General features: G+C 71.1%; 10 protein-coding genes. 8 read left to right on the plus strand and 2 right to left on the minus strand.

The genetic code is table 11. The features are described 5' to 3' along the window. Window positions 1–148: 148 nt before the first annotated feature. The 8 genes from ACVCAH_RS31450 (at window position 149) to ACVCAH_RS31485 (ending at window position 9,279) form a co-directional block, all read left to right on the plus strand. Window positions 149–1,555, plus strand: a complete 1,407-nt coding sequence (locus tag ACVCAH_RS31450; protein ID WP_447139872.1) for an ABC transporter substrate-binding protein — start codon at window positions 149–151, stop codon at window positions 1,553–1,555. Between the two features lie 2 nt (window positions 1,556–1,557). Next, a complete protein-coding gene (locus ACVCAH_RS31455; protein ID WP_447139873.1) occupies window positions 1,558–2,568 on the plus strand; it encodes a carbohydrate ABC transporter permease in 1,011 nt (336 codons plus the stop codon). Then, window positions 2,568–3,434 (plus strand): carbohydrate ABC transporter permease, encoded by an 867-nt coding sequence (locus tag ACVCAH_RS31460; protein ID WP_447139874.1) that lies wholly within the window; start codon window positions 2,568–2,570, stop codon window positions 3,432–3,434. The genes ACVCAH_RS31455 and ACVCAH_RS31460 overlap by 1 nt, the downstream gene beginning before the upstream one ends. Window positions 3,435–3,438: 4 nt before the next feature. After that, window positions 3,439–4,605: an ROK family protein gene (locus ACVCAH_RS31465; protein ID WP_447139875.1), complete on the plus strand. Its 1,167-nt coding sequence runs from the start codon at window positions 3,439–3,441 to the stop codon at window positions 4,603–4,605. A 64-nt stretch (window positions 4,606–4,669) separates the two neighbouring features. Then, on the plus strand, window positions 4,670–5,569 hold the full coding sequence (locus tag ACVCAH_RS31470) for a Gfo/Idh/MocA family protein (protein ID WP_447139876.1): 900 nt from the start codon (window positions 4,670–4,672) through the stop codon (window positions 5,567–5,569). A gap of 114 nt (window positions 5,570–5,683) precedes the next feature. Continuing rightward, entirely contained in the window at window positions 5,684–6,697 is a 1,014-nt protein-coding gene (locus tag ACVCAH_RS31475) for a radical SAM/SPASM domain-containing protein (protein WP_447139877.1), read from the plus strand. A 191-nt stretch (window positions 6,698–6,888) separates the two neighbouring features. Next, window positions 6,889–7,947 carry a S8 family serine peptidase gene (locus ACVCAH_RS31480; protein WP_447139878.1) on the plus strand — a complete coding sequence of 353 codons (1,059 nt, stop codon included), beginning with the start codon at window positions 6,889–6,891 and terminating at the stop codon, window positions 7,945–7,947. 186 nt (window positions 7,948–8,133) lie between these two features. After that, the gene (locus ACVCAH_RS31485) at window positions 8,134–9,279 is read left to right on the plus strand and encodes an IniB N-terminal domain-containing protein (protein WP_447139879.1); all 1,146 of its coding nucleotides are present in this window, start codon (window positions 8,134–8,136) and stop codon (window positions 9,277–9,279) included. A 161-nt stretch (window positions 9,280–9,440) separates the two neighbouring features. Here the strand turns inward: ACVCAH_RS31485 and ACVCAH_RS31490 are convergent, their stop codons facing one another. Together ACVCAH_RS31490 and ACVCAH_RS31495 are read right to left on the minus strand one after the other, a co-directional pair. Then, window positions 9,441–11,018: an alkaline phosphatase D family protein gene (locus ACVCAH_RS31490; protein ID WP_447139880.1), complete on the minus strand. Its 1,578-nt coding sequence runs from the start codon at window positions 11,016–11,018 to the stop codon at window positions 9,441–9,443. A gap of 175 nt (window positions 11,019–11,193) precedes the next feature. Next, the gene (locus ACVCAH_RS31495) at window positions 11,194–11,628 is read right to left on the minus strand and encodes a methyltransferase domain-containing protein (RefSeq protein WP_447139881.1); all 435 of its coding nucleotides are present in this window, start codon (window positions 11,626–11,628) and stop codon (window positions 11,194–11,196) included. Window positions 11,629–11,868 lie beyond the last annotated feature (240 nt).

Genomic DNA, 11,868 nt, shown 5'->3' on the forward strand with positions numbered 1-11,868 from the left:
CGGTTGGGTATGGACGCGCGCCGGAACGCGCCACTTCAGCCGAGGATGTTACCGAGTTATGTCTTGCAATCAAGTATAAGTACTGCTGAAATCTGGCCGTAACGAGTTCACAGTGCATGGTCATCGACACATCACGGAGGGAAGTCTCGTGAAGATCAGAAACGCTCGGAGCCGGCGATGGCTCGCGGGCGGCGTCGCGGCGGGCCTGCTGGCCATGCCGGCGCTGGCGGGGTGCGGCGACGACGAGGGCAGCGGTGGCGACGGCACCCTGACCGTGTGGAGCCTGGAGAACCAGACCGACCGCGTCCAGGCGACCCAGGCGATCGCCGACAAGTTCACCCAGCAGACCGGGATCAAGGTCAAGATCGTCGCAACCGACGAGAACCAGTTCACCAGCCTCGTCACCTCCGCGGCGGCAGCCGGCACCCTGCCCGATGTGGTCGGCGCGCTGCCGCTGGCCTCCGTGGCGCAGATGGCCTCCAACGACCTGCTCGACACCACGGCGGCCAAGTCGGTCGTCGACGAGCTCGGCCGCGAGACGTTCTCCACCCGGGCGCTCGAACTCACCACCCAGGACGGCAAGCAGCTCGCCGTCCCGTCCGACGGCTGGGCGCAGCTGCTGTTCTACCGCAAGGACCTGTTCGACAAGGCCGGCCTGCAGGCACCGGACACCTTCGACAAGATCCGCCAGGCGGCGCAGAAGCTCAACACCGGCGGGATGGCCGGCATGGCCATCGCGACCGTGCCCAACGACGCGTTCACCGCGCAGACCTTCGAGAACTTCGCGCTCGGCAACGGCTGCCAACTGGTCGACGACGCGAAGAACGTCACCCTCGACTCACCCCAGTGCGTCGAGACCTTCCAGCTCTACGGCGACCTGGTGAAGAACTGGTCGGTGCCGGGCGCGCAGGACGTCGACACCACCCGGGCCACCTACTTCTCCGGTAAGTCCGCGATGGTCGTCTGGTCCTCGTTCCTGCTCGACGAGATGGCCGCGCTGCGCAACGACGCGCTGCCGACGTGCCCGCAGTGCAAGCAGGACCCGGCCTTCCTCGCGAAGAACACGGGCATCGTGACCGCGGTCGGCGGCCCGAGCGGCCAGCCGCAGGGCTTCGGCGAGATCACCAGTTGGGCGATCACCAACACCGGCAAGGACACCGCCAACGCCCGCCGGTTCACCCAGTTCATGATGAACGAGGGCTACGCGCAGTGGCTCGGCATCGCTCCGGAGGGCAAGTTCCCGGTGCGCAAGGGTGACAAGAGCGATCCGGCGAAGTTCACCACCGCGTGGAACGCTCTGCCCGCGGGTGTCGACACCAAGAAGCCGCTCGGCGACGTCTACCCGGCCGACGTGCTGGCCGCGGTGTCGAAGAGCCCCGACACCTTCCAGCGCTGGGGCTTCCCCCAGAAGCAGGGAGCGCTGGTCGGCGCCACGCTCGGCGAGCTTCCCGTGCCGAAGGCGGTTAACGCGCTCACCAACGGCGAGTTCGACGCCGCCGCGGCCGCCAAGCGGGCCGCCGAGGACGTCCGTACCATCCAGAAGTCCGTCGGATAGCGATGGTCACCACCCACGAGCCGAGGCCGGCGGAGGCGCGGGAGCGCCGCCGCCGGCCCACCGGCCCCCGGCGACCGCTGACCCGCAGGCAGCGGGAGAACCGCGCGGGCCTGGCCTACCTCTCCCCGACCCTGATCATCGTCATCGCCGTGGTCATCCTGCCGATCCTCTGGACGGTCATGCTGGCCTTCCAGCGGATCCGGCTGATCAACGTGCGCCGCGCCGGTGTGTTCGGCCAGTACACCCTCGCCAACCTCGAACTGGTGCTGACCTCGCCGGGCTTCTGGTCGTCGCTGTGGACGACGCTGGTCTACACCGTGGGCAGCACTGCCCTGTCCGTCCTCTTCGGGCTGATCGCCGCGCTCGCGCTGCGCGGGCGCTTCCGGGGCCGCACCCTCGTGCGGGCGTCGGTCCTGCTCCCGTACGTCGCGCCGGTCGTGGCCGTGACGTTCGTCTGGGAGATCCTGCTCAGCCCACAGTTCGGCCTGGCCAACAACTGGGGCACCCGGTTCCTCGGCTGGGACCAGCCGATCGCGTTCCTCAGCCAGCGGGAGTACACCCTCTCGCTGTTCGGGCTCGACGTCGACCTGCCGATGGCGCTCCTGACCGTCATCGCGTTCGAGGCGTGGCGCTACTTCCCCTTCGCGTTCCTGTTCCTGCTCGCCCGGCTCCAGGCGGTACCCGGTGAGCTGGAGGAGGCTGCCCTGGTCGACGGGGCGGCGCCGACCCAGACGTTCCGCCGCATCCTGCTGCCGCAGCTCGCGCCGGTCATCGCGTTGCTGTGCGTGCTGAGGTTCGTCATGACCTTCAACAAGTTCGACGACGTCTACCTGCTCACCGGCGGAGGCGCCGGCACCGAGGTGGTCAGCGTCCGGGTCTACGAGTTCCTCACCGCGCGCTTCGACATCGGCGCGGCGGCCGCGCAGGCACTGGTGCTCGCCGCGGGACTCGTCGTGGTGCTCGTGATCTACCTGCGATTCTTCGCACCGCGGATCGAGGGGGAGGAGGCGTGATGGACCGCCACACGTTCGAGAAGCGACTGTTCGGCGTCCTGCGCTGGGTGGTCATCGCCGTGCTGGTCGTGGTGACCCTGTTCCCGTTCGGCTACATGCTGCTGCTGTCGGTGCGGCCGATCGAGGAGGTGCTGGCCAACCCCGGCCAGCTCTGGGCCGGCCCGTCGGAGTGGACGTTCGAGACGTACCGGGAGGTGCTCACCCCGGCCGGCGCCGGCGGCCAGGGCTTCCTGCGCTTCCTCGCCAACTCGGCGCTGGTGTCGGCCGCCGCGACCGTGCTCACCCTGCTCGTGTCGATCCCCGGCTCGTACGCGGTCAGCCGGCTCCGCTTCACCGGCCGGCGTCAGGTGCACTTCTTGTTTCTGGCGGTCTACCTGTTCCCGTCCATCCTGCTGGCGATTCCGCTGTTCGTGCTCTTCACCCGGCTCGGGCTGCGCGGCTCGCTCGCCGGCCTGACCATCGTCTACATCGCGCAGACCGTGCCAGTCTCGATCTACATGCTGCGCAACTACCTGGCGACCATCCCGGAGAGTCTCGAGGAGGCCGCCGCCGTCGACGGCTACACCCGGCTCCAGACGATCCGCAAGGTGGTGCTGCCCCTGGCCGCGCCAGCGGTGATGGCCAATGCCCTATACGTGTTCATGATAGCTTGGAACGAGTTCCTGTTTGCCCTGCTCTTCCTGGTCGAGGACCGGGCGGACTGGACAGTCTCACTCGGACTCGCCCAGCTTTCCGGTGGCATCGAGGTGAGCAAGACGGTGTTGATGGCCGGGTCGGTGGTCCTGACACTGCCGATCGTGATCATCTTCTTCGCTGCTGAGCGGCTGCTGACGGAGGGACTGACCGCTGGTGCCGACAAGGGCTAGGCCGGTGGGTAACCAGAGCTCCGCCGGCCACCTGCTGTGGCTGGTCCGGACGGGCCGCGCCCGCACCCGGTCGGAGCTGCAGACCTACACCGGGCTGTCCCGCTCGACCGTCACGCAGCGCATCGACGCGCTGCGGGCCGCCGGTTACCTACGCGCCTCCGGCGTGGAAGGGTCGACCGGCGGCCGGCCGGCGGAGCTACTGGAACTCGACACCGGCCACGGCGTGCTGATGGTGGCCGACCTCGGCGCCAACCACGCCCGGGCCGCCGTCGTCGACCTCAGCGGGCAGGTGCTCGCCGAGGAGCACGAGCTGATCAAGATCGGCGTCGGCCCGGAGGCGGTGCTGGGCTGGGTCGACGCCGCCTTCGCCCGGCTGCTTCCGAAGGCCGGCTGGGAACCCACGCAGGTGCGCGGGATCGGCGTCGGTGTGCCCGGCCCGGTCGAGTTCGAGGCCGGCATGGTGACCCAACCACCGATCATGCCGGGCTGGGACGGCTACCCCGTCGCCGAGCGACTGCGCAACACCTGGAACCGGCCGGTCTACCTCGACAACGACGCCAACCTGATGGCGTTGGGGGAGCAGACCGTGCACTACCCCGACTGCCCGACGCTGGTGCTGGTCAAGGTCGCGACCGGGATCGGGGCGGGCGTCGTCGTCGACGGCCAGGTCTACCGCGGCATCGACGGCGGCGCCGGCGACATCGGCCACATCCGACTGCACGACTATCCGCAGGCCCGCTGCCAGTGCGGCCTCTACGGCTGTCTCGCGGCGGTGGCCAGCGGGCTCGCGCTGGCCCAGCGCCTCACCGCCGCCGGTACGCCCACCTCGTCCGGGGCCGAGTTGGTCGAGCGGATCCGCTCCGGACACGCGGAGGCGGTGCACATGGCCCGTACCGCGGGCAAGCTGGTCGGCGAGGTGCTCGCGACCGTGGTCTGCCTGCTCAACCCCGGTGTGCTGGTCATCGCCGGCGACCTGGCCGACCTGCATTTCGTGACCGGTGTGCGCGAGATGCTCTACCAGAGCGCGCTGCCCCGCTCGACCCGCCGCCTCGAGGTCACCACCAGTCAGCTCGGCGACCGGGCGGTGCTGACCGGCGCGCACGCGATGGTCATCGAGCAGGTGTACGCCCCCGAGACCGTCGACGCCGCCCTCGGCGCCGCGCCAGCCTGACCCATCCTGTCCGCCACCGCGTCCGGTGCAGCGTGGCGTGCCGCCCTCACGAAGGAAACGAGCCGTGGAACGCGAGACGACCCCGAACGTCGGTCCGGTCACCGTGGGGCTGGTCGGGGCGGGGCCCTGGGCAGCGACCATGCACGGCCCGATCCTCGCCGCCGGGCCGGAGACGCGGCTGGCCGCCGTGTGGACGCGCCGGCCGGAGGCCGCGGCCGAGCTCGCCGCGACACTCGGCACCGTCGCCGCCAGCTCCTACGAGGACCTGCTCGACCGATGCGAGGCGGTCGCGTTCGCCGTGCCGCCCGACGTCCAGGCCGCGCTCGCCGTCCGCGCCGCGAAGGCCGGCAAGGCGCTGCTGCTGGAGAAGCCCCTCGCACTCGACCTCGACGACGCCCGCCGACTTGCCGACGCCGTCGACAACGCCGGCGTGGTCAGCCAGGTCGTACTGACCAAGCGCTACCACCCCCGCACCCGCGCGTTCCTCACCGCCGCGCGAGAGTTCCCGGCCATCGGCGCCCGCGCCGGCTACCTGCACGGCGCGTTCCTCGGTGGCCCGTTCGCCACCGGCTGGCGGATGACGTACGGCGCCCTGCACGACCTCGGTCCGCACCTGCTCGACCTCGCCGACGCCGCGCTCGGCCGGATCACCGAGCTGCGCGCCTGCGGCGATCCCCGGCGGTGGGTGGAGCTGACCTGCCGACACGAGAGCGGGGCGGTCAGCCAGCTCTCGCTCTCCGGCGTGGTGGGCGTACCGTCGTCCCGCGCCGGCATCGAGCTCTTCGGGGCCACCGGGGCGATGAGCCTCGACTTCGCCACCGTGGACCACGCAGAGTGCTGGCCGATCGTACGCGCCGAGTTCGCGGCCGCCGTCCGCAGCAGAACGCCGCACCCGCTCGATGCGCGCCGCGGATTGCTGCTCCAGGAGCTGCTCGAAACGGCGGCACGCACGGCGGCCGGGTGAGCGACGTGGCCGGACACACCACCTGGGCGGGGTTGCAGTCGACGAAGCCCTGACCACGGCGTGAGGGGATCGGACACGCTGGTTTCGTCGGGAACGTTGGGGGCATCCGGTGGCATGCCGGCTGACAACGCTGATCCTCCGCTGCCGTCGCATCTGCAGCTGGAGGTCACGTCGGCCTGCAACCTGCGGTGCGTGATGTGTCTGGTGCGGTACCGGCCGCCGGTGAACAAGCTGGCCGGCGCGCTGCGACCGGAGCTGTTCCACCGGCTGGTGGGCGAGGTGCCCGGGCTGAGCCGGTTGACGCTGCAGGGGCTGGGGGAGCCGCTGCTGTCGCCGTACCTGATGGAGATGATCCGGACGGCGGTCGCCCGGCGGATCACGGTCGGGTTCAACACCAACGCCACCCTGCTCAGCCGGCGCCGGGCGAAGGAACTGGTGGACAGCGGCGTCGACTGGCTGCACGTCTCGCTGGACGGGGCCGGTGCGGCCGCCTATGAGGCGGTCCGTGACGGTGCGGACTTCGCCACCGTGGTGGCGAATCTCGCCGGGCTGGTCCAGGTCAGACGGGCCACCGGCAGCGCCACCCCGTGGATCCGGGTGGTGTTCGTAGCGATGCGGGACAACGTCGCCGAGCTGCCGGACCTGGTACGCCTGCTCGCCCGGATCGGGGTGGACGAACTGCACGTGCAGAACCTCTCCCACAGCTTCTCCGACACCGACCCGGCCGGCCGCTACGACGACATCCGACGATTCACCGTGGACCAGGCGCTGTGGACCGACCGCGATGCCGGCCGAGCCGCCACCGCCTTCGCCGAGGCGAGCCGGGTGGCGCGTGAACACGGGGTGCGGTTGCGGCTGCCGGGTGTCGGCGGGCTCACCGCATCCGGAGGGCCACCGGAGCGGGCCTGTTCCTGGCCGTGGGACGCCACGTACATCACCAGCGCCGGGGTGGTCCAGCCGTGCTGCATGGTGATGGGTGACGACCGGGTGGCCATGGGCCGGCTGACCGAGCAGAGCTTCCCGCAGATCTGGTACGGCGAGCCGTACCGCGAGTTCCGCCGGCGCCTCTCCGGTGACGACCCGCCCGAGGTGTGCCGCGGCTGCTCGCTGTACCGGCGCACCTTCTGACCCACCGACTGACCCACCGACCTTTCTCACCGGGCAGCCGCGTGCTGCCGCAGGTGCTCGTCGGTGCCGCGTACCCACCGTGCTACCCGCGCGGTCTGCGTCCATTGAGGACGGCGTGCGGACGCTGTTGCGATTCGGGCATGACGACCGATCTATAGATGAAGTGTCGTCGCATCTTGAGGAGAGGTCTCATGTCGATCGCCCGGATACTCGTCGGCGCCGCGGTGGCCACCGCTGTCGTGGCCGTCGCCGCGACGCCCGCGCAGGCGGCTGTCAATGATCCGTTGTACGACAAGCAGTGGGGCTTGGGGCAGATTCGCGCCGAGCAGGCCTGGCGGACCAGTACGGGGGCCGGTGTGGTGATCGCGGTCGTGGACACCGGCGTCGACCTCAACCACCCGGATCTGGCGTCCAAGCTCGTGCCCGGCGCCACCTTCGTCGACTGCGGGCCGACCTCCTGCGGTAACGGCGACTGGCGGGGCCCGAACGGCCAGCCCGACGCCAGCGACGAACACGGCACCCATGTGGCGGCCATCGCCGCGGCGGCCACCGGCAACGGGGTTGGCGTCGCCGGAGTCGCCCCCGACGCGAAGATCATGCCAATCAAGGTGTTGGAGGCGGGCAGCGGCAGCTTCGCCGACATCGCCGCGGGTATCCGCTACGCGGCCGACCACGGCGCGAAGGTCGTCAACCTGAGCCTCGGTGCGCTGCCGGGCTCCCAGGTCCTGACCCTCACCGGGCTCGAGTCGGAGGCGACCGAGGCGATCGCGTATGCGCAGGGGAAGGGCGTCGCCGTGATCGCCGCCGCCGGCAACGAGACCGCTCCGCTCTGCGACACCCCGGCCTGGGAGCCCGGCGCCCTCTGCGTCGCCGCGACGGATCGGAACGGGGTGAAGGCGTGGTACTCGAACCTGGGCGTGAAAGCGGACCTGAGGGCGGTCGCCGCTCCCGGCGGGGCCGGCCTGGTCAACTGCGACGACGATGTGTGGTCCAGCGTCCCGCGGGGCACCGGCTCGGCCACCTGCGGGCAGGGCGACTACGACGCCTACGCCGGCACGTCGATGGCCACGCCGTACGTGTCAGGCGTCGCGGCCCTGCTCTTCGCACAGAACCGCAGCCTTGACAACGTGTACTCGGTCCTGATGTCCACCGCGCGCACCCCGGTCGTCGGGCTGCGCGGCGTCTACACGCCGCTCTACGGCTGGGGCGTCGTCGACGCCGAGGCCGCCGTGGCAGCGCCCCGCACCTGACACCGGCCGGACGACGCGGGGCGGCGGCCGGTGGGCGCCGCCCCGCTTCGCGTCAGCCCCGCATTGTCCGTCCGGGCCGGTTCAACACGGCGCTGACGGGGGCTTCGGCGCGAGACCCCGTAAACCCCTAACGCCGGGCGCCACCCGGGCCCTAACCCGGGCGAACAAGCCGGGGGCACAGCCCCGATGTCCGACGCCGCTGTCCAACCTACGGTCGATCACGGACTCGGTCGAACTTGTCCAGGCCACGTCCCAATCACACGTAGCGAGGAGACCGGCAACATGAGCGTAAGTGCCAGCTCGAATGTGACCGCCGAGGTGAACTCGACCTCCGCCGCCGACCGGACCAGCAACGCGGAGGTGAGTGCCGACACGACCGCGACCACCAGCGTGGATCCCGCCGCCAGCGCAGGGTGGACCGCCGACATGGGCGTGACCGCCGGCCTGGTGTCGCCGCTGAGCCTGCAGGAGTTCGTCCTCGGCCTGCTCACGGACGTCGAGGCCCGCGCGGCGTACGACGCGGACCCGCAAGCCGCGCTGGACAACGTGGGCCTTTCCGACGTCACCCCGATTGACGTGCAGGAAGCCCTTCCGCTGGTCGCCGACGACTTCACTGTGCAGGGCCTCACCTCCCTGCCTACCGGAGGAGCTCTCGGCGTCAGCCCGGGCGCCGCCGTTGACGGACTCGGCTCCACCGGCGTGACCGGCACCGTCGCCAGCACCCTCGGCGGGCTCGGCCTCACCGGCGTGGCCGCGGATCCGGCCGTCACCCTCGACAGCGTGGGTCTGACCGGCGCTCTGGATGGCGCCGTCGGTGGGCTCGGAATCGGTGGCGTCGCTGGGGACGCCGGGGGCACGGTGCACGGCGCCGTCGGCTTCGCCGGCGGGGTGACGGGAGACGTCGGCGGCGCCGTGGATGGCGCCGTGAATGGGCTTGCGGTCGGTGGCGTCAGTGGAGCCGTGGGTGGCACGGTGCACGGCGTGGCCGGCCTCGCGGGCGGGGTGACCAGCGACCTCGGCGGCACGGTGCACGGTGTCAGCGACCTGGCGGGCGGCGTGACCGGCGACCTCGGCAGCACGGTGCATGGTGTCAGCGACCTGGCGGGCGGCGTGACGGGCGACCTCGGCGGCACGCTGGACGGCACGGTGGGTGGGCTTGGTGTCGGTGGCGTGACCGGGGACGTCGGCGGCACCGTGCACGGTGCCACCGGCCTGGCTGGCGGCGTGACCGACCTCGGCGGTGCGGTGCCCGGCATCGGCAGCGTGACGGGTGACGTCGGTGTCCACGGCGACGCGCACGCCGCCGTGGACAGTGGTTTCCTGGGAGCCTGACCGCGGGCAACGTCGAGCCGGTCGTCGGCTCGGGGGCCCAGGCAGGGGATCGCGCGCCATCGGCGCGATCCCCTGCCTGCGCATGCGCCGCGCTCTCAGCCTCGCGTCGATGTCCTTCGCCGGAGGCATCGGTCGGCCCGACCGAGAGGAAGGCCTTCAGGTCACGCCGACACGTGCGCCACGCCGGGCGTCCCGCTCTCCACATGGACGCTGGCCCGCGTCGAGACCGGGGCGCCCGGAAGGTTGACGAACGGCACGACCCGGTAGTCGGTACGCATCTCGCCGCGGCCGAGGTGGCAGACCTGGTACCCGCGCTGGGAGTTGTGGAACTTCATGTGCGGGTTCTCGGCCAGCCAGGTGACGCCGAGCTTGTCCATGTCCGCCCCGTTGCCGCCCGAGCTGATCGATGTCCCGAGGAACTCCGTGCCGATCGTGCGGGAGCCCGGATCGGAGAAGTCCAGCTTGAGGTCGGCGGCGACGCTGCGGTGAGCGTCGCCGGTGATGATGAGGAAGTTCTCGACACCTCGCTCGGCCACGCCGTCGAAGAGCCGCTGGCGCGCGGCGGCGTACCCGTCCCAGGTGTCCAGGCCGAACCTCTCGGGCTCGCCGTCGGTGTGGTCGGCCTCCATGGCGAAGACCTGGTTGCCGAGCACGTTCCACCGCGCCGCGGAGGAGGCGAGCCCGGCCAGCAGCCAGGCCTCCTGCTCGGCGCCGAGCATCTGCCGGTTCGGGTCCCAGCGGAGCGACTGGTCGGTGAGCTGCTGGTCACGGAACCGCCGGGTGTCGAGCACGTCGAGCTGCAGCAGATCGCCGAACCGCAGCCGCCGGTAGACCTGCATCTCCGGGCCCGTGGGCATCGACGACGCGCGCAGCGGCAGGTTCTCGTAGTACGCCTGGTAGGCGGCGGCCCGGCGGAGCCGGAACACGGCCGGGTCCTGGTCCGGTTCGGTGTCCGGTTGCGAGTGGTCACCGGCCCAGTTGTTCTCCACGTCGTGGTCGTCCGGGGCGACCACCCAGGGCGCGGCGGCGTGCGCCGCCTGCAGCGCCGGGTCGAGCTTGTACTGGGAGTACCGGATCCGGTAGTCCGTCAGGGAGAACGTCTCGGCCGCCGGAAGGTGCGCGCGGCCGATCGACCCCGCGTTGCTGCCCTCGTAGATGTAGTCGCCGAGGTGGACGACCAGGTCCAGGTCCTCGCGGGCCATGTGCGCGAAAGCCGTGAAGTAGCCGTCGGCGTAGGCCTGGCAGCTCGCGAACGCGAAGGTCAGCGACTCGAGCGCGGTGCCGGGACGGGGCGCCGTGCGGGTGCGCCCCACCGGACTGACCTGGTCCGCGATCCGGAACCGGTACCAGTACGCGCGGTCCGGTCGCAGGCCGTGCACCTCGACGTGCACCGAGTGCGCCCACTCGGCCGTGGCACGTCGAACGCCGCGACGTACCACCCGGCGGAAGTTCTCGTCCTCCGCCATCTCCCACCGCACGTTGACGGCACGGCCAGGCATGCCCCCGCGCCCGTCGAGGGCCAGCGGGTCCGGCGCCAGGCGGGTCCAGAGCACGACGCCGTCGGGCGTCGGATCGCCGGACGCGACGCCGAGCGTGAACACGTAGCCCGGCAGGCTGACGCGGTCGTTCGAGACGGCGGATGCCGAAGCCGGTTCGGCGGCGAGGATCGCCGCGCCCGCGGCGACACCGCCCAGGGCGAGGAAGTGACGGCGGGGCAGCATCAGAGGGGACTGCGACATGGGGGATGCCTTCCGGACAGTGGTCAGTGGTGCCTTCGTGCTCCCTCATCCCAGCCGCCCGACCTGACACCCGCTGGAACACGCGATGAACAAGGCTGCTCGTGGCCGGGGCACTCGCTCCACTGACGATGCGAATGCCTGCCGTCCTGTACTCGGCGGCGGACCACCCGCCGGCTCAGGGTCGCGGGATGGGTAGTTCCCGCAGCGGATCGCCGCCGTCGACGAAGAGCCGGGCGTCTGGCGTGGTCGCTACGGCGAGACGCCGCAGCACGCGCTGACCGACCTCGGGATGCCGCCCGTCGAGGGCGCCGACGCGGACGGCGAAGACGATGTCGTACGGCTCCTCCTGATCCCCGAGGACGAGGTCCTCGGCCGAGACCTGGCGGACGCTCATGCGGCCGGACGTGATCTCGTCGACCGCGGCGGCTTCCGCCTGGGCGACGGCGGTCGCGGATCTGTCGATGGCCAGGATGTGGCCGGTGGTGAGTCGCGCCGCGACCGCTCGTGCGGCGGCCCCGGGCCCGCAGCCGATTTCCAGGACGCGGGAGTACGGCCGGAGGGGGAGCGCGTTCACAACCGCGGCGAGGCGGGGCGAGAGACGTGCCGGCATGAGGCGAAGGATAGGGACGACGGGCGGTCTTTGGGTGGGCGGAGGGGCGGATCGTCGGACGTGTCGGCCATCGCCTGCGCCACCTATTGACATTCGATAGGTACCGAGTGATAGTCGATGGGTGGTGGTTGAGCATCGGGCGGTAGCCCTTCTCCGGATTTTTCTCGTCCTGCTGTTCGGGATCCTGGTCATGTTCCAGACCTTCTCGCTGCCCGGGCAGTTCGCGCACATGGCACAGGA

This window comes from Micromonospora sp. LZ34, from assembly GCF_052981855.1.